The organism is Streptomyces sp. C, assembly GCF_000158895.1.
In the GTDB taxonomy this organism is placed as follows: Bacteria; Actinomycetota; Actinomycetes; order Streptomycetales; family Streptomycetaceae; genus Streptomyces; species Streptomyces racemochromogenes.
This window is the reverse complement of record NZ_GG657753.1, coordinates 1-19,056: the sequence shown is the minus strand read 5'-3', so window position 1 is coordinate 19,056 and position 19,056 is coordinate 1. Positions and strand designations below refer to the sequence as shown.

18 protein-coding genes and 4 pseudogenes are annotated in these 19,056 nt (G+C 70.2%); 5 read left to right on the top strand and 17 right to left on the bottom strand.

Annotated features, from left to right (window positions below):
- The 6 genes and pseudogenes from SSNG_RS43225 to SSNG_RS42850 form a co-directional block, all read right to left on the bottom strand.
- Nucleotides 1-278 (bottom strand): annotated as a pseudogene (locus SSNG_RS43225) (ISNCY family transposase); the annotation flags it as partial.
- Between the two features lie 56 nt (nt 279-334).
- Nucleotides 335-1,204 carry an IS3 family transposase gene (locus SSNG_RS37600; protein WP_042804576.1) on the bottom strand — a complete coding sequence of 290 codons (870 nt, stop codon included), beginning with the start codon at nt 1,202-1,204 and terminating at the stop codon, nt 335-337.
- Entirely contained in the window at nt 1,201-1,509 is a 309-nt protein-coding gene (locus SSNG_RS37595) for a transposase (protein WP_165365078.1), read from the bottom strand. The genes SSNG_RS37600 and SSNG_RS37595 overlap by 4 nt, the downstream gene beginning before the upstream one ends.
- Nucleotides 1,510-1,864: 355 nt before the next feature.
- Complete coding sequence (locus tag SSNG_RS37590) at nt 1,865-2,707, bottom strand: nucleotidyltransferase domain-containing protein (protein ID WP_042804577.1); 843 nt, start codon at nt 2,705-2,707, stop codon at nt 1,865-1,867.
- Between the two features lie 379 nt (nt 2,708-3,086).
- Nucleotides 3,087-3,423, bottom strand: a pseudogene (locus tag SSNG_RS40990) (DNA primase); the annotation flags it as partial.
- Nucleotides 3,424-4,231: 808 nt separating this feature from the next.
- A complete protein-coding gene (locus tag SSNG_RS42850; RefSeq protein WP_042804972.1) occupies nt 4,232-4,552 on the bottom strand; it encodes a hypothetical protein in 321 nt (106 codons plus the stop codon).
- A gap of 167 nt (nt 4,553-4,719) precedes the next feature.
- Between SSNG_RS42850 and SSNG_RS37570 the strand changes: the two genes are divergently transcribed.
- The 4 genes from SSNG_RS37570 (at nt 4,720) to SSNG_RS37555 (ending at nt 9,181) form a co-directional block, all read left to right on the top strand.
- Nucleotides 4,720-5,220, top strand: a complete 501-nt coding sequence (locus tag SSNG_RS37570; protein WP_129593447.1) for a hypothetical protein — start codon at nt 4,720-4,722, stop codon at nt 5,218-5,220.
- A 629-nt stretch (nt 5,221-5,849) separates the two neighbouring features.
- Nucleotides 5,850-7,106, top strand: a complete 1,257-nt coding sequence (locus tag SSNG_RS37565) for an ice-binding family protein (RefSeq protein WP_007269205.1) — start codon at nt 5,850-5,852, stop codon at nt 7,104-7,106.
- A gap of 238 nt (nt 7,107-7,344) precedes the next feature.
- Nucleotides 7,345-7,956 carry a DUF5819 family protein gene (locus tag SSNG_RS37560; protein ID WP_128637703.1) on the top strand — a complete coding sequence of 204 codons (612 nt, stop codon included), beginning with the start codon at nt 7,345-7,347 and terminating at the stop codon, nt 7,954-7,956.
- Nucleotides 7,946-9,181, top strand: coding sequence for an HTTM domain-containing protein (locus SSNG_RS37555; protein WP_007269203.1), 1,236 nt, complete (start codon nt 7,946-7,948; stop codon nt 9,179-9,181). The genes SSNG_RS37560 and SSNG_RS37555 overlap by 11 nt, the downstream gene beginning before the upstream one ends.
- Nucleotides 9,182-9,209: 28 nt before the next feature.
- Here the strand turns inward: SSNG_RS37555 and SSNG_RS37550 are convergent, their stop codons facing one another.
- The 5 genes and pseudogenes from SSNG_RS37550 to SSNG_RS37530 all read right to left on the bottom strand — a co-directional run bounded on the left by SSNG_RS37550 (nt 9,210) and on the right by SSNG_RS37530 (nt 13,126).
- A complete protein-coding gene (locus tag SSNG_RS37550; protein WP_042804971.1) occupies nt 9,210-9,404 on the bottom strand; it encodes a hypothetical protein in 195 nt (64 codons plus the stop codon).
- A 44-nt stretch (nt 9,405-9,448) separates the two neighbouring features.
- Nucleotides 9,449-10,030, bottom strand: coding sequence for a hypothetical protein (locus SSNG_RS37545; protein WP_007269201.1), 582 nt, complete (start codon nt 10,028-10,030; stop codon nt 9,449-9,451).
- Nucleotides 10,031-10,294: 264 nt separating this feature from the next.
- The gene (locus tag SSNG_RS37540; RefSeq protein ID WP_007269200.1) at nt 10,295-11,524 is read right to left on the bottom strand and encodes an MFS transporter; all 1,230 of its coding nucleotides are present in this window, start codon (nt 11,522-11,524) and stop codon (nt 10,295-10,297) included.
- Nucleotides 11,494-12,171, bottom strand: a pseudogene (locus tag SSNG_RS44665) (transposase); the annotation flags it as partial. The gene SSNG_RS37540 and the pseudogene SSNG_RS44665, both read right to left, overlap by 31 nt.
- Nucleotides 12,172-12,358: 187 nt before the next feature.
- Nucleotides 12,359-13,126, bottom strand: coding sequence for an SDR family oxidoreductase (locus SSNG_RS37530; RefSeq protein ID WP_042804969.1), 768 nt, complete (start codon nt 13,124-13,126; stop codon nt 12,359-12,361).
- A gap of 128 nt (nt 13,127-13,254) precedes the next feature.
- Here SSNG_RS37530 and SSNG_RS37525 point away from each other — a divergent pair, with 128 nt between their 5' ends.
- Nucleotides 13,255-13,803 carry a TetR/AcrR family transcriptional regulator gene (locus tag SSNG_RS37525; RefSeq protein ID WP_241695363.1) on the top strand — a complete coding sequence of 183 codons (549 nt, stop codon included), beginning with the start codon at nt 13,255-13,257 and terminating at the stop codon, nt 13,801-13,803.
- A 102-nt stretch (nt 13,804-13,905) separates the two neighbouring features.
- Here SSNG_RS37525 and SSNG_RS45145 read toward each other — a convergent pair whose 3' ends face one another.
- The 6 genes and pseudogenes from SSNG_RS45145 to SSNG_RS37500 form a co-directional block, all read right to left on the bottom strand.
- A complete protein-coding gene (locus SSNG_RS45145; RefSeq protein ID WP_277752194.1) occupies nt 13,906-14,034 on the bottom strand; it encodes a hypothetical protein in 129 nt (42 codons plus the stop codon).
- A gap of 31 nt (nt 14,035-14,065) precedes the next feature.
- Nucleotides 14,066-14,287 carry an ATP-binding protein gene (locus SSNG_RS37520; protein WP_347232528.1) on the bottom strand — a complete coding sequence of 74 codons (222 nt, stop codon included), beginning with the start codon at nt 14,285-14,287 and terminating at the stop codon, nt 14,066-14,068.
- 361 nt (nt 14,288-14,648) lie between these two features.
- The gene (locus SSNG_RS37515) at nt 14,649-15,848 is read right to left on the bottom strand and encodes a hypothetical protein (protein WP_050780119.1); all 1,200 of its coding nucleotides are present in this window, start codon (nt 15,846-15,848) and stop codon (nt 14,649-14,651) included.
- Nucleotides 15,849-16,477: 629 nt separating this feature from the next.
- Nucleotides 16,478-17,080, bottom strand: coding sequence for an ATP-dependent DNA ligase (locus SSNG_RS40970; protein ID WP_007269193.1), 603 nt, complete (start codon nt 17,078-17,080; stop codon nt 16,478-16,480).
- 22 nt (nt 17,081-17,102) lie between these two features.
- A complete protein-coding gene (locus tag SSNG_RS37505; RefSeq protein WP_007269192.1) occupies nt 17,103-18,635 on the bottom strand; it encodes a bifunctional 3-(3-hydroxy-phenyl)propionate/3-hydroxycinnamic acid hydroxylase in 1,533 nt (510 codons plus the stop codon).
- Nucleotides 18,632-19,056, bottom strand: a pseudogene (locus SSNG_RS37500) (acyl-CoA synthetase); the annotation flags it as partial. The pseudogene SSNG_RS37500 and the gene SSNG_RS37505, both read right to left, overlap by 4 nt.

Sequence of the window (19,056 nt, the reverse complement as noted above, 5' to 3'; positions counted from 1 at the left end):
ACGTCGTAGCGGCGCCGGGCGGCCTCACCGCCCTTCAGGCCCGCCCGATCCCCCGCCGACAGGTCCTGACGCACGGCACGCTGCAGAGTACGGAGAGAAGGAACCGAGTCCGGGGTACCCGCCGCAGCAGCCTCAGCGGTCAGTTCCCGGTGGACCGCGGCCACGTTCCCGCCCCACACCGCAAGACGCGCACGCAGATCCGCACTCACACCCACCCGCGACGGCATCCGCGCCGACAACCGCCCCTCACGTCGGGCCACCGCCACCCAGTTCCACACCGTCCGCAGAGAAACCTGAGGTTGTTCCTGTTTGGCGGACAGGTTCGATGTGTTGGTCAGGCTGCGGTGGTTTCGTACTCGGCTGGGCTTTGGTAGCCGAGGCTGCTGTGGAGTCGGCGGGTGTTGTACCAGCCTTCGATGTACTCGAAGATCGCGCTTTTCGCGGCAGCTCGCGTATGCCAGTTGTGCCGGCTGACGAGCTCGTTCTTCAGGGTCGCGAAGAAGGACTCGGCGAGGGCGTTGTCCCAGCAGACGCCGGTGCGTCCGACCGAAAGCCGGATGGACAGCTCGTCCGCGAGGCGGGCGAAGGCGTGGCTGGTGTACTGGGTGCCGCGGTCGGTGTGGAAGACGACCGGGCCCTTGGGCCGGCGCTGGTGGCAGGCGGCGGTGAGGGCCTCGGCGGCCAGGCTGGTGCCCAGGTGGTCGGCGGTGGCCCAGCCGACCACGCGGCGGGAGGCGATGTCGATGACGGTGGCCAGGTAGAGCCATCCCTCGCCGGTGGGGAGGTAGGTGATGTCCCCGCACCAGCGGGTGTCGGTCGCGGCCGGGTGGGTGCGGAAGTCGCGTCCGACCAGGTCAGGGCGAGTGCTGGAGGCCGGGTCGGGCATGGTGGTGCGGTGGTTTCGTCGGCGGTGCCGGCCGATGATGCCGGCCTGGCGCATCAGGCGGGCGACCCGGCGTCGTCCGCAGGTCAGGCCTTCACGCAGCAGAGCGGCGTGGATCCTGGGGGCGCCGTAGGTGCCGTGTGAGCGGTCGTGGATCTCGCTGATACGGCCTGTCAGTTCTTCGTCCCGCAGGGCCCGCGGCCCACGGGTCTCCTGGCGGCGTTTGTAGTAGGCGGACCGGGAGACCTTCATCAGTTCACAGGCGCGTTTGACGCTGTGACCTGCACGTTTCTCCGCCTCGATGAACGGTTGCACCGTCACCGGGTCCCCCTCGCGAAGAAAGCCGTGGCCCGCTTGAGGATCTCGATGTCCTCTCGCAGGCGGCGGTTCTCCCGCCGCAGCTGGGCCAGTTCGTCCCGCTCGTCGCGGTCCAGGTCCTTGGGCTGGTGACTGTCATCGGACTGCGCAAGCCACAGCCGCACCGCCGACTCGGTCAGGTCGAAGTCCTTGCAGACATCGGGCACCGACCGGTCCCCGCGCAGGCACAGCTCGACGATCTCGGCCTTGAAATCGGCCGTGAACTGCCGCCGCTGCCGCGGCTTCTTCTTCGGCATGTTCTCCATCATGGACATCCCTCCCCGAGCACGGGCCCGGATCCCGGATGTCCGCCAAACCGAAGCAACCCCAAACCCCAAGAGCCTGAGCAACCGCACGCGCATGCTCCGTGGCCAGCTCTCCCCGGGAATCGAGTGTCACCAACCGCGCCACGGCATCCTCGCGCCCCGCACCCCGGCACCACGGCATGTCCTCGCCGGCAGAAATCTGATCGGACACCCACACACCCCCAGCCCGAACCCGCACCATGCGGCTGTCCACACGCAGAGGTGTCCATCCCGACACGCCGGTCAGGCCAACACGAACGGATGAAGCTGAGCCTCTACTTCGCCGCGGCTGGCCGGACTACGGCTACCCGGATACCGACTACCGACCAGATCGCGGCTCGATGAGCAGTGCGTCCATGGGCTTGCTGCGATGCGGACTCAAGACCTCCACCCAGGTCACTCCGCCGTCCAGGAGACGGCCCATGTATCCGAAACCGTTCCACCCCAGATCGACGAAACAACGCTCGGCCTGCTGCTCCCGGCCGAACAGCCGCTGACCGTGCAGCGTCACCTCCCCCAGGTCTACGCCCCGCTGCTCCAACGCCACCAGGGCGCACGTCGCTGCACGGCGCAGAGGGCTCGTCTCCACCCATCGCCGCCGTACATGCCAGGCGGCTTCAGGGTCTTCGAGCTCCCCGTCCACCAGCCTCAGCGGCGTAAGGCTGATCCTTCCCTCGGTGTGCCGGCCGAACAGCTCAATCCTCGCCGGGCGCGGCACGAGGCTCTCCAGCCCTTCGAACTCCGCAAGCATGTGATCCCTGGGCGCAGTACCCGCCTCCGGATCCGCAGTCAGGGAGGCAAGGCGCTCGCGAGCCAGGGAAAACGGCTCGCCCTTACGCCAGAGCAAGAACAGCTCGAAACCCTCGTCCTGCAGACTGCTGCGGCCACGGAACTGGAAGGAAATCCCCCGGGTGCGGCCCCTCAGGGCCTGCCGCATCCCCACGTAGGAATCACGCCCGTTGATCGAGGCATGGAGCGACTCTCCGAGCCAGCGCTTGTCCGTACCGTGCTCGATGACGACATCGACATCGTTCGGCTCCAGCGCACCGCGCGCGTACGACCCGAAGACGTATACCTCCTCCACCAGACCCAGCGGCCAGTCACCACCCTCGAGCCGCGTGATCATGTCCGCCAGCAGCCGCGTCGCGCGCTCGCGCTTCACCCGGCTACTCCCTCGGCATACGCGGCGCGGAACTCCTGCGCCACCACGAAAACAGAACCTGGCACCGCACGCGGCCTCCCGTCCTGCCACGTCCGCCCAATCACCTCCGCCGAGGCCCTCCCCCGCGCCAACTGATACTCCTCGACAGCCGCAGCGAACTCCTCGGGAACCTCAAGACGGTGCCGGCTGGCCTTCTCGTTCTGAAGCGGCCCCAGTGATCCGGTCAGAGCTGGCCCCACCAATCGTTCGAGACGTGCTTCGTGTCCCGTAGACGCCCAGGTCATCGGAGGAGCCATTCCGGACCGGAGTTGAACGGTCAACGGTCTGGTACCAGGTCGAGCCGATTCTCTGGGGCCAGTTCGCAGCGGGAAAGCCACTGCGGGGCCCGGAGCAGCCCGGTGTGGAGGTCGACAATGCCTGAGGGCGTGCACAGGGCGTACGGGTCGGCGTCGAGGAGTTCTGCACGCAGGACCATGCCGGGGGCCGCTTTGGCCTGGGTGAGCATGGCGTTCATCCCGGAGGTACTCAGAGCTCGCCTGCGGTGCTTTTGCAGGGACTGGTTGCTGTGGACGCCGCGGGGGTCGGGTGGTGGCGATCGCTTCCGCGAGGTCGCCGGCGGCCCAGACCACGGTGTCGTCCTCGTCGACCTGCCAGCGGGTGGTGTCCCAGCGGTACCAGCCCAGTCCGGGGACATGCCGGTAGTCGCCGGAGTAGAGGCCCGTGCGGCAACTGCGCCTCGGCGGCCGCCACCAGGTCCGGCCACCGATCCTGAACCAGCGCCCCGCGGCGGCTCTGCATCAGCACGCGGCCGCCCGGCCCGGCCGCGGTGAACAGCAGCGCCCGGTGGCCGTCCAGCTTCTGCTCATACGCCACCCCGGCGCGTGGCGCGGCTGGGCCGGGCAGGGCTGCGGCCTGCGCCAGCATCGGCTCGACCGGCGGTCTGAGCGTCACAGCACCTCTCCCTCGCGGCTTGCCCACCCCTGATGAGGGCTGTCCGGGGTCGTCTGGGCCGTGAGCGCCGCCTCAGTCGGCCGGAGGGGTACATGTACCGGTGTGACTCGACTCCAGTGGCCGCGCATCGTGGCCCGCGCCGTCGGCATCGTCACCGGCTACGACGAGGTCGGCGGCTGCACCCTTCGACAGGCGTATTACCGTCTCGTGGTCGAGGGGCTGATCCCTCACACCGCGCCGACATACCGGCGCCTGTCCGCCGCCTGGCCCAGGCCCGCCCCGAGGAGCGGTTCCCCGACCTCATCGACCCGCTCCGCGAGGTTCACGTACCGCCGGCGTGGCCGAACGCCGGAGCGTTCCTCCGGGCCGCCCCCGACTGGTTCGCCCTGGACCGCACCGCCGGCCAAGCGACCGCCCTCTACGTCGCCTGTGAAAGGGACACCCTGCGGGCCCAGCTCACGGGCTGGCTGAAGCGTCCGGGCATTCCCGTGCTCGTCGTCTGCGGCTTCGGCAGCCGTACGTCCAGGTCGTGCGCGAGCGTACGGCCCGGGACGAGCGGCCGGCCGTACTGCTCTACGTCGGAGACTTCGACGCCTCAGGGGCCGACATCGAACGGGACTGGGTCGCCCGCACGGCCTGCTGGAGCCGAGGGGACGCGTCCTGCTCACGCACGACCAGGTCCGCGCGTACGAGCTGCCCGCGGCCGTGGGGAAGGCCGGAGACCCCCGTTGGGCGGGGTTCGCCCGACGGTACGGGCTCGACGCCGGCCAGCCGGTGCAGTGGGAGATCGAGGCCCTCGCCCCGGCCGAGCTCCAGCGCCTGGTCCTCGCCGCTGTCGCTCCCCACGTCGATCAGGCCCTGCTCGACGCCCGCATCGCGGAGGAGGAACTCCAACGGGACCGTCTCAGAGCGTTCACTGCGGAGTGGCCTGCCGGGCGCCCGCGCGGTGGCTGACGGCCGGACGCTGAGCGCGGCATCTCGGCGGGCAACTCGCCCTCCGCCGGCATGAAGCACGAGGAAGCGGGAGCCAGGGCCGTGGGCCTTCCTGAAGGATGGCGACCATGAGGAACACGAAGGCGTTCAAGGAAGCGGTCGCCGACACCATCGAGCGGAACATCCGCACCGTCGCCGAGCGGCTCGGGATTCAGGAGCGCTCCGCCTGGCGGTACTTCGACCCGGCAGGCCTCGCGGCCAGCATCGCCGAGCAGCGGCAGACGGCCGGGGGCAGCAGCGCGCCCGGCCAGGTGGGGCGCGCGCCGATGCCGCCGGTCGACAACCCTGAGCTGGCGCTCATCCTCGGGGGTGTGCCCGATGCCTTGGAGGAGAGCGGCGGCGACCTGTACAGCGCCATCGTCAACGTCGCCGTCAACGCCTGGATGGCCGGCCACATCCACGGCGAGGACGGCTGCACCGGCTGCCAGGACAAGCGTCCGACCGGCACCGACTGGCAGGCCCGAATGGCCGCCATCACCGCGATGCAGCCCGACATCACCAAGTGGTTCAACCGGGAGGTGTGGACGGCCGCCCTCAACGACACCGGCTACGGCGTCACCCGTACCTGACACCGTGCCCTCGCGATCATCACGCGTCCGAGCGTAGGTCTGCCCTGTGGAGGCTCGGTGGATGGGCCTCGCCGGTTTCAGCCCCGAGAGCGGTGCTGACGGTGGGGGCGGCGACATCTGCCGGAAACGAGAAGCGGCCGAAGTCACCGGCGGGTGAAGTCACGCTCGATTCGACAGGCCAGACATCGCTCACCAATTCGACAAGGCCGGTGTTCGAGCCCGCGCAAAACCCGTGCAAGAAAGGGAGCGCAACCGCTCCCGCTCAGAGCCATAGGGCTTTACGGAACTCGATCGGCGCGCCCGCCCTCCATCAACCTCACGAAATCACCCTCCTGGCGGCACTCCACACGCGCGGCCGGTTTTGACGCATGCACATATGAACGGTTCCGCCTCGTGTGAGTTAATCCGGCCCCATTCGACGGAGGCAACATCACATGATACGTGCGGTAGGTTTTAGTATTTTCATCGCGCCTCGCGGTGCCGAATATGTTTGTAATTCCCCCTTCTTCCCCCTGCCTATTTTTGACACGTGAATGTGGCTGCGTAATATGCGGCCACACGACAAAGGCTTCCCGGGCGATCGGTAGGAGCCCGGTATGCCACGGCCCCCACAGGAAGTGGCCCCCTCGATGAAGCTGAAATTCCCAGCGGCTCAGCGCCGCACCATGTCCGGCTGGCTGGCCTCGGCCGTCGCCGGAACGGTTGCCGCTGTGATGGTCGCCGCACTGCCCACGCAGGCTCTGGCCATCGCGACACCCGTGCCCCTGGCCACGGCCGCCAGCTTTTCCGTTCTGGCAGGTCAGGGCGTCACCAACACCGGCCCCTCCCTGATCAGCCACGACCTCGGGACGCACCCGAACCCTGCCATCTCCGGATTCCCGCCCGGCCTGGTGCTTGGCGCCGTGCACGCTGCGGACGCCGTGGCGCTTCAGGCCAAGTCCGACCTGGTCCAGGCCTACAACAACGCAGCGGGCCAGGCCACGGACTTCGCGCTCGCAGCGGGAATCGGCGCCGGCCAGACGCTGCTTCCGGGCGTTCACACGGCTGTCGGCGGTGTCGGACTCACCGGCGACCTGATCCTGGACGCGGGCGGAAACCCCAACGCCGTCTGGGTGTTCCAGATCCCAGAAGCCCTGACGACTGCCTCCAATAGCCGTGTGCTCCTCACGAACGGCGCTTCGGCGTGCAACGTCTACTGGCAGATCGGGAGTTCGGCCACCCTCGGCACTACCTCCACTTTCGTGGGCACCATCATGGCTCTGACCTCTATCAGCGTTACCACGGGGACGAACATCGAAGGCCGGGCGTTGGCCCGTAACGGTGCCGTGACGCTCGACACCAACAGGATCTTCCTCGGCGGGTGCGCCACCGGTGGAACGACGACCGGCACGACGACCGGCACGACCACCGGCACGACGACCGGTACCACCGGAACGCCTACCGCCGGATCGACGACCGGTACGACCGTGGGGCTGATCGGTGGTGGCCTCCTGGGCGGACCGATCGTCGACCTCGTGTCGGGCGGCACCTCGGGGAACATCGCCGGCAACACCTCCGGCAACACCGCGGGCAACACGGCCGGAAACAGCACCGGTGGCAACACGACCGGCGGCAACACGACCGGCGGAACCATCACCGGGGGCAACGTCACCGGCGGGCACGGCGGTCAGCCCGGCGGGCCGGGCCACGGCGGACCGGGCGGCCCGGACCACCATGGCGTGGAACACCACGGTCCGGAGCACGGCGGGCCGGGCAACGGGCACGACGAGGGACCCGGCAAGCCGGATCACGGCCACGGCCACGGCCACGACGGGAAGCCCGGCGACCACTACGGCTACGGCAACAAGCCCGCAGGCCACGAGGGTCACGAAGGCCACGAGGGCTAGACAGCAGGCTGTACGAAGCCCGCTCATCGGATGACGGGGCGCGGCGGGATCCTCATGGATCCGCCGCGCGCCGTCGGTAAGTCCCAGAGACCTCAGGCGAACAGCAGACATGAGAAGGACCGGGTGGGTGGTGTCGAGCGGAGTTGAATCTGTGGGCGTGAAGGAACTTCATCAGTCCGATTCCGGTCCGGTCCTCCAAGAGCGTCGTGACGAAGCGGCCATGCCGGGCAAGCGGCCCATGAGAATTCGCGCAGTGGAAGCAGGGCTGCGCACCGCCGTAGCCCTCTGCCTGGTGACGACTCTGGTCCACGTCGTCCTGGTATTCCTTCACGTTGCCCCCTCCAATGCTGTATCGAAGCGTTACAGCTCGCAGGTCAACGGATGGGTGTATCCCCTCTTCGAACAGAACTGGCGACTCTTCGCCCCGGACCCCGACTCCTTCAACCGAAAAATCCTGGCGCGAACCGCACACACCGACTCCAAAGGATCGGTGCAGGTGACGGCCTGGTTCGACCTGGCTGCCGTGGACCATTCCGCGGTCGACCACAACGCATTTCCGAGTCATACGTCCCAGAACCTTCTGCGCCGCGCCTGGACCTCTTATGTCGAGACACATGGAGGAAGCGACACGGCTCGCTCCGAACGGGCCGTGATGCTGCAGACGTACCTGCGCAACATCGCTGCGGACCGCGTCGCCGCCCACAACGACGGCCGCGCATTCGACTTCATTCAGCTCCGGGTCGTCACACTGCCCGTCGCTGCGCCGGGCACGACGGCCGGTGACCACCCGCCGGCACCCACCGAGGACCGGCTCCTGCCCTGGTGGAAGGTGACCTCCCATGGGAAGTGAACAGATCCCCCGACCCCCCTCCACGGCAGCCGCACAACACCTGCCCGCGACCCAGGAGGCTTCGGTCGCCGGCAGGGCCCGCCGATGGCTCCTCGACCGGACCGGCGCTCTGTGGGCGCTTCTCACCGACCGGCCGGTCTCCCTGTACGCCGCGTCGGTTCTGCGCATCGGCTACGGGCTGCTCTATCTGGTCTTCCTCCTGCGCGAATTCCCGCACCGTGACGAGATCTGGGGCCCCGGCTCCCCCTGGACACCCGCGCTGGCACAGCAACTCTTCGACCAGACGGGCTGGAACAGCATCCTGCTCCTGTCCGACAGTCGCGCCTACTTCGAACTCTGCTACGTGATGGCGCTCTTCACGTCCGCACTGTTCATGCTGGGCTGGCGGACCCGGGTCATGTCCGTCCTCTTCGCCGTCGTGGTGGCCTCCTTCCATGCCAGATCGATCTTCATGACGGACGGGGGCGACAACCTGATCCTGCTGATGGCCCTCTACCTCGTCCTCACCGCGTGCGGCCGGCGCTGGTCCCTGGACGCACGCAGGAACCGGCTCAAGGCAGGCCGTGCGGGCGACGCGCCGGAGCCGGTGCGGAGCCTCTTCGCACAACAACTCCGCTACGCCCGTCACACCTTGACCACAGTGGTGCACAACTGCGGCATCCTCGTCATCGCGGCGCAGGTCTGCTTCCTCTACGGATCGGCCGGCCTGTACAAGATCCAGGGCCCGACCTGGGGCGGCGGCACCGCTCTCCACTACGCGCTGAACCTCGAACTGTTCCAGCCCTGGCCCGCGCTCTCCCACCTCGTGGACGACTACCCGATGGTGATCGCGATCGCCAGCTACGTGACGGTGCTCTTGCAGGTCGCCTTCCCGTTCGTACTCTTCGGCAAGCTCAAGTACCCCGTTCTGACCGTGCTGCTGGGCATGCACATCGGCATCGCCGTGCTCCTGGGACTGCCCCTCTTCTCCGGCGCGATGATCGTCGCGGACGCCGTGTTCCTTCCCGACCGCTTCTACTCCTTCCTGCCTCGCCCGTGGCGACGCGCGACACGGCGCACCGGGGTGTGGCGGCCGGAACCCGGCCGCGCGCCGGGATCCACGTCGGTACCTCCGCAGGGACGGCCCAGCGAACCCACCTCAAAGCATCGAGTCACTTCGGCAGGGCAACTGAACACCGCGCCCGCCACCGTCGAGGCCGCAGATGCCGGTAAGGGTTTCAGTTGACGCCGGTGCGGTCGGCCCGGTGAGGCGGCTACTGGCGGGCCATGTGCATGCGCATCTCGCTCTCCGCGTCGACGATGAGGTCGCCGGACAGATCGACGGTGACGCTGTGGAGGGTGCCGGTGAAGGGAAACGGCGCCCGGTAGTCGGGGGTGACGGCAGAGCCGGGGTTGGCGCCGCAGGCCATGCCGCCCGGGTTGATGGCGATCGGGGTGGTGACCGGCATGTCGCCCTGTCCTACGAGGCGGCCGTCGAGATGGAGCTGGGCGCTCAGTAGGAGTTGCGGGAGACCTTGATCAGCTTGCACTCGATCCTGTCCCCGGACTTCGCGGACTTCGCCACGTCGAATGCCAGGGCCCCGGCGTTGTCGTCCGTGTACTTCTGGCCGGGTGCCAGGTTCTGACCGGTGGAAACGATGTCGCTCTTCTTCTCGCCGTTGACGGTGATCTCGCCCTCGGCCAGGTAGTTGAAACGACGGTCACCGCTGTTGATGTACTCGATCTGGAGGTCGAGCTCCTTGATTCCGTACTCGCCAGCCTTCACCTTGCAGGACGTGACCTTCACGTCCTTGGTGATATCCGGCTCGTCGACCTTCGAGCTGCCGCCGCCCCGGGCAGCGCCGTCAGGAGCGACGGCTGCGGAGTCGTGGTTCTTGTCGAGCTCCTTGCCTGCGTCGCTGGCGGCCTTGGTGAACACCAGCCCACAGCCGCCGATCAGAATCAGACCGAGGACAGTGGGGATACCGCATCCCAGCGCCACCTTGAGGCCCGTGCTCATGCCCTGCTTCGGCGGAGGCTGGTACCCGGCCGGCTGGTGCGGATTGCCGGGACCGGACTGCGGCTGCGTGGACATGGAACATCTCCTGGGGGTCTGCGTGAGCAGCGCTCAAGTAATAGGCAGGTGGCCTGAGCAGGCCGACGTCCCGGTGAGGGCAACGATCCACCCGCCGCGGCGACACGGCCGGTCACTCCCCTGGACGGAGCCCACCACACCCACTGAACCCGCACCGCGTGCGCCCGGCCCCGCCCAGGGTGCCCCCGCAGCCGCGGCACCGCCGGCCAACTCGCCGCCCTCGCCAAGCCCCGGGTGGACTGGGCCCGGTTAAGAGGCTGGCATTCACCCACCCGCCCGTTCACACGGGCCGGTGGGTGGTTGGGTGCCGAGGGCCGTGGCAGCGGCCATGGCGGACAGGGCGGCGAGCAGCGCGAACAGGACGGGGTAGCCGCCGAGCGGCGGGGCGAGCCCGGCGCCGGCGAAGGGGGCGAACGCTCCTGCCGCGTAGGCGGGAGCGGCGAGGATGCCAGAGAGCTTCCCGTAGTGGGTGGCGCCCCAGCGGTCGGTGACGGCGGTGGCTTGGAGGAGGGTGAGGTTGCCGCGCACGGCTCCTGCCAACACGGACAACAGAACGATCAGGGCAAAGGGGCCGGACAGGAGGGCGAGGGCGGCGGTGGTGAGTGCTCCCAGGCCGATCAGGGTGGTGGTGCGGGTGGTGGCGCTGGTGCGGCGGGCGAGGGCGGCGTACAGGGTGCGGCCGAGGGTCTGTCCGGCGCCGCCGAGTCCGAGGGCGCAGGCGGCCTGGGTGGTGGTGTAGCCGCGTTCGAGCAGGAGCGGGACGAGGGCGAAAACGACGGTGTACATCGCGAACGCGGACAGCATGAAGGTGGCGGCCAGCATCCAGAACGCAAGTGAGTGCACGATGTGGTTGCTGCCGGCGGTCATGTGGGGCGGGTCCTGTGGTGCCGGGGGCCAGGGCGCCTTCAGAGCGCGGGCGTGGGCCGGGATGGTTAGGACGGCGAGGATGGCTGCCAGTACGGCGTAGGTGGTGCGCCAGGACAGGTGGCTGACGAGGAGTGCGGTCAGGGGTGCGAAGAAGGTGGAGGCGAGTCCTGCGGCGATGGTGACGTAGGTCAGGGCGCGGACGTGGTCGGGTGCCCACCAGCGGGTGAGCGCGGCGAAGGCCGGCTGGTAGAAGGTGGTGGCCATCGCCAGCCCGGCCAGTAGCCACCCGGCATAGAAGACGGTCAGGTTGGGGGCGGCGGCGACGACCAGAAGGGCCAGGACACCGATGGTGGAGCCGGCTGTCATGACGGTGCGCGGCCCGTGGTGGTCCAGGACTCGGCCTACGCGGATGCCGGCGATGGCGGAGACGATGAGTGCGGTGGAGAACGCGGCGGTGGTCGCTGCTGCGCTCCATCCGGTGCTGATGGAGATGGTGGGGTTGAGGACGGGGAAGGCGTAGTAGACGATGCCCCAGCTGGTGGTCTGGGTGAGGCAGAGGGCGGGCAGGACAGCGCGTGGCCGCGGCCCGGCTTCGGTCACGGCCACGCCGGCCTGGGTGTCGGGCACGATGGTTCAGCAGCCTGCGCAGGGGGCGGACACAGCGTCGATGGCCACGGTGGGATGATCAAGGCCGACCCGCCGGCGCCCCGGCCCGGAGCCGGACGCAGCCGGCCGCGGGCGACCGTGATCCGCTGAGCGGGGTCGGTGGTGTCGCGCACCGAGGATGCCGCAGAGCTGCGGGTCGTCACCGACAGCACGGCGTCGGCGGCCAGTGTCTGTCGGGCTGGTCCGGTCACGGCGAGGTGGTAGCGGGCTGGGGCCCGGTCCGCGGCGACGAGTTGATCTGGCTCCGCCTGTGCGTCGCACACTGCGGCGTGATCAAATAGGGGATGACATCGTTCTGGACTGGCAAGCGGGGGAACGGGTACCGGCTTGCGCATGACCCGGTCCGAGCGGAGCCGGCCCAGGACCTCGATCGGCATGTCCGTCAGGAGGTGCGCGATCCTGTGAGCGTCGTAGCCTGCATCGAGAACGACGAGGACGTCCGGTTGGCCCCGCTGCCACCGGGCCGCTGCGATGAGGCGTTCGACGACCTCGCGGACCTGGACGGCGGTGACCGCCGCGAGGTCTGCGCCGGGCTCCAGCCGGATCGCGTCCAGCAGCGCAGTCCAGGGGGTGCGGCCGGTCTCCAGCGCGGCGACGATCGAGGCCGGGCGGCAGCCCTGGCGCAGCGCTGCGGCGTGAGGCGCGGATCCCGGCGGGGCGGCACGAACTAGCAGAAGGCCGGCGTCCAGCAGCCTGCGTGCGACGGTGTGCCTTCCTGCGGGGTGGATCCGGGAGCTTACGGGCAGGCCGCGCAGTAGGTGGGTGCAGCCGACGACGGCATTCGCGGCGATGGGGTCAGGGGCGTGGGCCGAGGAACAGGCCGCCGCTGGCGTCGATGACCTGGCCGGTGATCCAGCGGGCGGCGTCGGAGGCGAGGAAGGCGACCACGTCGGCGACGTCGGCGGGCCCGCCGAGCCGGTCGAGCGCCGTCATGCCGGCGATCCGTTCGGCGAGATCCGGCACGTCGTCGAAGACGGCGGAGTTGTCCGGCGTCCTGGTCGCGCCGGGAGCGACCGCGTTCACCGTAATCCCCCGGGTCCCGGTCTGGTTGGCCAGCGTCCTGCTCATCGTCTCGACCGCGGCCTTCGTCATCGCGAATGACGTCTGGGCCGGGTTGGCCATCCGGGTCGCCACCGACGAGACCGTGATGATCCGGCCGCCGTCACGCAGCAGGGGCAGCGCGTGTTCGATGATGAAGTAGGGCGCCCGCACGTTCACCGCGAAGAGGTGGTCGAACTCGGCCCGGGTCGTCACGCCGAGCGGGCCGGCGGGCGCCGCCGCGGCGTTGTTGACGAGGATGTCGAGCGGCTGGCCGGCCAGGGCGACCCGGACGCCGGCGAAGAGCCTCTCGACATCGCCGTCCACGCCCAGCTGGGCCCGGACGGCCACCGCGGTCCCGCCGGCGCTTTCCACGTCCTCGACCACTGCCGCCGCGCCGCTCTCGTCCGTACCGAAGTGCGCGATGACCATGGCCCCTTCGGCCGCGAGGCGGGTCGCGATCGCCCGGCCGATGCCTCGCGACGCTCCGGTCACCAGTGCCGTCCTGCCGGCGAGACCCCTCATGCACACCGCCCCCTTGTCAAATTGTTAGTTACTAACTTGATGATAGTATCTAACACATGATGGGAAGTCAGCCAACCCTGCGTGAACGACAGCGGTCCGAGACTCGGCATGCGATCCAGAGGCACGCCGTGCGACTGTTCACCCGGCGCGGCTACGACACGGTGACGGTGGCCGACGTCGCCGAGGCTGCCGGCGTCTCGGCCATGACCGTGTACCGGCATTTCCCCACCAAGGAAGACCTGGTCCTCATGGAGCAGCCAGCGCAGGTCATCGCCGAGCTGGTCGCGGCATCACCGGCAACGGACCCCCTGGTGCGCCGCGTCGGCGGCGCCCTCGTGGACGCGGCGGCGGTACTGACGGGCGGCCAGGGCGCGGACCCGGCGGTGGACGAACCCTTCCTGCTGGACTGCCTCCGGCTCATGACCTCCACTCCCGCGCTGCGGGCCCGGCACCTGGACAGTCAGTACGCGCTGCAACAGGCCATCGTCGGCGCTCTCGCCATCGACACGGCCGACCCCGACGCCCGCTTCGGCGCGCAGGCCGCGACCGGCGCCTGCCTGGCCGCGATGCACACCGCGCTGACACACTGGGCCGAGGGCGACGGCGAGACGGGGCTCCCAGAGCTCATCGCGCGGGCACTTGCCGCCACCTTCGGCGGCGCCGCCACCCACGACTGACGCGGCACCAGAGCGGTACCGCAGCGAAGCCGTGAACAAGTGTCCGCCGCCCGCTTCCCGATCGCCGGTCAAGGGCACCCTGGTCGGCCAACCCAACTGGCACTACATCGCCGGCGGGGCGAGCTGCCCGTCGGGGCCGGCCGGCAGGTCGGCGTCCGCGACGCCCAGGCCCTCCAGCAGGGTCCCGGCGGCCTGCCCGGCGCCGACCGGGCCCGGCGGGGTCGTAGCCACGCAGCGACAGGAACAGCACCCCACCCGTGAATCAGCCGTGCTCCAGGGCCCGTTCCGCCGCGGTGACAGCGAGCGCGCTCTTGCCGACCCCGGCGAGCCCGGCCACCACCACGGCCGGCGCCCCGCTGCCGGGCTCCAGCACCGCCACCAGCTCCCAGAGCTCCCGCTCCCGCCCGACGAGCGCCTCGGGGGCGTCGGGCAGGGTGCGCGCCGGGGGCCGGTCGGGGGGCTGGGCGTAGTAGTCGCCGTACACCGTCAACTGCTATCTCCGGGCGTTTCCTTCGGCCCGGCCCCCGCTGCCCCCACGCCATGCCTCCCACGATGGCACCGGCGGGGGGCCGTGCCCAGGGCGCGGCTGTCACCGGAACCCCCGATCCCGCGAAGCACGACCGTTTAACCCGGCTTCGGGCCACCAGCTCCAGGGGCCGGTAGGCCGCCTGATGTTCCTCCCGGTGCTTGATCATCCGACCTGCGTACTGATCGAGGGGGTGGCTTGGATGTTCAACTGAACACCCAAGCCACCTCTCGATCTGCTGAGATCCCCCAACAGCGTCGAGCAGCAACCCAGCCCACGCGAACGAAGGCTGGTGCATCGGCTCAGTGCGTTGTACGGCTCAGGCCGTCAGGCTGAAATCACCGCCCGCGGCAATGTAGGTGATGGTGCCGATCCCGGTGCGCACCGTGATCGGGGTGCCGCTGTTGGTGGTGCTGCCGTTGCCCAGCTGCCCGGCGCTGTTGCCGCCCCAGGATCTGAGAGTGCCGGGGGACAGGTAGGCCAGGTTGTGGTTGCCGCCGGCGGCGATGCCCCTGGCGCCGGTGAGGTTGACGACGGTGGCGGGGGTGCCGCTGGCGCCGCCGGTGCTGCCGTTCCCGAGCTGCCCGACGCTGTTGCTGCCCCAGGCTCGGACCGTGGACGGCAGGACGAGGCTGGACAGCAGGGCGATGCTGTGGTGGTAGCCGGCGGAGATGAACCGGGCACCGGTGACGTTGACCACGGTGACGGGGGTGCCGCTGACGCCGCCGGTGCTGCCGTTCCCGAGCTGACCGGCGCTGTTGTCGCCCCAGGCCCGGACCGTGCCGTTGGACAGCAGGGCGAGGCTGTGGGACTCCCCGCCGGCGAGCTCCCGGACGCCGCCGAGGGGGGCGGCGGGGTTGCCGGGGGCGATGACGGTGACGGGGGTGCCGCTCATGCCGCTGGTGCTGCCGTTGCCGAGCTGCCCGCGGTCGTTCAAGCCCCAGGCCCTGACGGTCCCGTTGGACAGCAGGGCCAGACTGTGGTCGCAGCCCGCGGCGATCGCGGTCACGCCGCTGAGGGGGGCGCTGGGGTTGCCGGGGTCGATGACGGTGACGGGGGTGCTGTTGCTGATCGAGCCGGTGGTGCCGTTGCCGAGCTGGCCGGAGAAGTTGTTGCCCCAGGCCTTGACGGTGCCGTTGGACAGCAGGGCGAGGCTGTGGGTGCAGCCGGCGGCGACCGCGGTCACACCGCTCAACTCGCGCACCGTGCCGGGGGTGAGGTGGTCGGGGGTGCTGACGGTGGAGGTGGTGCCGTCGCCCAGCTGCCCGAAGTCGTTGGCACCCCAGGCCTTGACCGTGCCGTTGGACAGCACGGCCATGCCGTGACCTCCGCCCGCCGCGAGGCCGGTGGCGTCGGCGACGGTCAGTCCGGCCACGGTGACCGGGGTGTGCCGTGAGTCGGTGGTGCCGTCGCCGAGCTGCCCGAAGCCGTTGGCACCCCATGACTCGACGCGCTGTACCTGGGCGGCAGCCGGCGGCGTGGCGGGCAGCGCCCACGCGGCCAGGGCGGTCAGCAGCACGAGCAGTCTCGTCGGCAGGGTGGTTCTTGGTCGAGGCCGTCTTGACTGGAGGAGTTGCATGGGTCACCTCGGGTGTGGGGGTACGCGGCCGTTCGACTCGCCCTTACATCGAGTGACGATTGTGGTTCATCCAGTAACAGCAAGTACAGGTCGACACCGGCACCGGGGGCGGGTTGCGGCAGATGACCGAACGCCCCCAGAACAGGCGGTACGGACTGCCCTGGCGCGGTGGTGTGCGGCCAGGCCTCCAGGACTTCCTGGAAGGAAACTCAGCCTGCGGCTGCGGTCCCGCCCTGACCGAAGGCCGGAACTTCTTCGACGCCCACGTCCAGGCGCAGCCGCTCGTACCGGACCGGGTGCCGGTAGACGCCGCCGGGAGCCCCACGCTGAGGCGAACAGCACCCCGGTCCACGGGTGCCCGGGACCGGCCGCGTGAGGTGCTCGGCGACCTGGCGGGCCTGATCCGGGCGCAGCGGCACCGTGCGGCCGACCGCGCGGAGCCGGCCGTGCTCGTCGCGGCGGCCGAGGATCAGAAGCTGCGGCCGGGTCAGCCTGCCGGTGACGGCGCCAATGATCGTTTCGACGGTGTCGCGTCTTTTGATCTTGGTCCAGCCCCGGTATCCGGGCAGCTACCGCGTCGACATCCCCTTGACCACCAGGCCTTCGACGCCGGACACGTCGGTCCAGGACTGGAGCCACTCGCGGGCCTTGGCCAGGTCCGTGGTCATCGGGACGAGTGTCCACGGGGCCGTCCAGCCCGGCTCCGCGAACAGGACCTCCAGTCGCGCGCGGCGCTCGGCGTAGGGGCGGTCCAGCAGCTCCTCACCGTCGAGCTGCAAAACGTCGAACGCCACGAAGAAGGCCGGCCAGCGGGCGGCCAGGGCCGGGGCGCCGCGGGCGCGGGTGGCGGCCCGGCGCTGCAACGCCTCGAATGGCAGATGTCCGGCTCCGGCGTTCCAGGCGACGAGTTCGGCGTCCGGGACCAAGTCGGCGGGGAGCTGCGCCTCGGCGGACGACAGCAGGTCCGGCCACCGGGGTCCTGGGCCAGGGAGCCGCGCCGGGACTGGAGCAGCGCCCGCCCGCCCGGCCGGACGGACGGACGGACGGCACACGATTGTCCGGTGGCCGTCGAGCTTCTGCTCACAGGCCCTGGCCGCTCCACGCCTTGGGACGGTTTCGTCCGCCCCGGTTCGGCAGCAGAGTGCGATGTGATTCCACGCCGCGTCCGTCAACTCGCCTCGTCCCGAAGCGGAATCACCCCTGGACGCGTCCGCAGGAGCTCGATGCGGGCAGCAGCCCGGTCAGGGACTTCGGGTCGGATGTGGTGCGTTGGACGGTGCCGTCGGGGCGGACCAGTGCCGCTGCGGTGCGGCCCCGGCGGAGCCAGCGGTGCAGGGCGGTGCCGGGCGGGGCGGTGATCAGGACACCACCTCGGTCGTGGATCTCGGAGCGCAGCGCGGGGGTGACGGGTGCGGAGGTGACCAGCGCGTAGCGGCCCGCGGCCAGGTCGTCGAAGCGCCGGCCGTCCGGCAGGTGGGCGTTGGGGCACAGGCGTCCCGCGAGGCCGAGGCCGAGCCGGCCGCGGTCGACCAGAGCTGAGCGGTGCAGCGCCGGGGTCCGGCTGTCGAGGATGCGGTTGCTCAGGCCGGGGAGCCGGTGCAGATGGGGCGCGAGGATCCGGCGCAGCCTGGTGCCGGTGTCTCCGCCGGCGGTCATGGCGGAGCCGACCAGCTTGGCGAGGTTGATCATCGAGCGGGCATGGGGCTTGCGTTCGGTCTCGTAGCTGTCCAGCACGTGGTCGGGGAGGCGGCCGTCGAGGACGGCGGCGAGTTTCCAGGTGAGGTTGGCGGCGTCGCGCAGGCCGGCGCCCATGCCCTGGCCGATGAAGGGCGGGGTGAGGTGGGCGGCGTCGCCGAGCAGGAAGAGCCGATGCTCGCGCCAGCGGTCGGCGATCTGCGCGCGGAAGGTGTACTCGGCCGTGCGCACGATCTCCAGCTCGTCTGCGGGGAGGTCTGCGGTCCAGGGCCGGACGAGGGGGTGCAGGCGGGTCGTGTCGCGGTAGTCGTCGGCCCGTTCACCGGGAAGGAGCTGGAACTCCCAGCGGTAGCGGCGCTCGCCGATGCGCATGTAGGTGGCGGCGCGGACCGGGTCGCAGACCTGGTGCACGCCTTCCCACTGGTGCAGGTCGGCGTCGGTGGCGATGTCGACGACCAGCCAGCGCTGGGTGAAGGCCAGGTCGTGCGGGGTGGAGCCGATCGCCCTGCGGGTCAGGCTGTTCGCGCCGTCGCAGCCGAGCACGTACTCGGCGGTCACGGTGCTGGTCTCGCCGGTGCTCCGGTCGGTGAACCGTACGCGCGCCGGGCCGCCGTCGGACGGGTCAATCGCGGTGACCTCCACGTTGCCGCGCAGGGTGACGGTCGGGTGCCGTTCGAGGTTGGCGCGCAGCAGCTCCTCCAGTTGGGGCTGGTCGAACATGTTGGCCTCGGGATGACCGTGGCGCCCGAGGGCGGCGCCGCTCCGGAACTCGGCCAGCAGCCGCAGGTCGCCGTCCAGGAGTCGCAGGCCGTGGGCGGGGCGGGAGATGGTGGCGAAGTCCTCGGCGACGCCGAGGCGGGCGAGCAGGCGGTATATCTCGTCGTCGAGGTGGACCGCCCGCGGCAGTGGGTAGACCGACTCCCAGCGGTCAAGCACGAGGGTTTCGATGCCGTACTGGCCCAGCAGTGTCGCCGCGGTCAGCCCGGTGGGGCCGGCGCCGATGACGACGACCGGGACGGTGTCGGCGGTCATGACGTCACCGGTCCGGACGTCGCCGGGGACCAGGTCCAGAGCAGGGCGTACTGGTCGAGGACCGCGCTGATGGCCTCGCGGTCACCGGTGCCGGGGGTGACGGACACGAGGACGGACCCGTCCTCGACCGCCACGTCGACCTCCACGTCGTGGCCGTGGCCGGCCAGGGTCTGCACGACCGCGAGCCGGGTGGCGTCGGCCCGCAGGGCGAGCTTGTAGGGCTTGCCGACGTCGGTCACCGGCAGCGCGGCGAGGACGGTGACGGACTTCGGTGCGGCCGCGCGTTCCGGGACGCGTTCGGCGGCCCACTGGCGGAGCTCGTCCTCGGTCACGTCCGTCTCCGGGGCGAGGGTCACGTACGCGACCGGGACCTCGCCCGCGTGCGGGTCCGGGCGTCCGACCGCGCAGGCGCCGGTGACGT

Bases quoted from the DNA above. Each gene is read 5' to 3' on its own strand.
- SSNG_RS37595 (WP_165365078.1), bottom strand. From the start codon at position 1,509: ATGATGGAGAACATGCCGAAGAAGAAGCCGCGGCAGCGGCGGCAGTTC.
- SSNG_RS37570 (WP_129593447.1), top strand. From the start codon at position 4,720: ATGAGGAACACGAAGGCGTTCAAGGAAGCGGTCGCCGACACCATCGAG.
- SSNG_RS37565 (WP_007269205.1), top strand. From the start codon at position 5,850: ATGAAGCTGAAATTCCCAGCGGCTCAGCGCCGCACCATGTCCGGCTGG.
- SSNG_RS37560 (WP_128637703.1), top strand. From the start codon at position 7,345: ATGAGAATTCGCGCAGTGGAAGCAGGGCTGCGCACCGCCGTAGCCCTC.
- SSNG_RS37555 (WP_007269203.1), top strand. From the start codon at position 7,946: ATGGGAAGTGAACAGATCCCCCGACCCCCCTCCACGGCAGCCGCACAA.
- SSNG_RS37550 (WP_042804971.1), bottom strand. From the start codon at position 9,404: ATGCCGGTCACCACCCCGATCGCCATCAACCCGGGCGGCATGGCCTGC.
- SSNG_RS37545 (WP_007269201.1), bottom strand. From the start codon at position 10,030: ATGTCCACGCAGCCGCAGTCCGGTCCCGGCAATCCGCACCAGCCGGCC.
- SSNG_RS37530 (WP_042804969.1), bottom strand. From the start codon at position 13,126: ATGAGGGGTCTCGCCGGCAGGACGGCACTGGTGACCGGAGCGTCGCGA.
- SSNG_RS37505 (WP_007269192.1), bottom strand. From the start codon at position 18,635: ATGACCGCCGACACCGTCCCGGTCGTCGTCATCGGCGCCGGCCCCACC.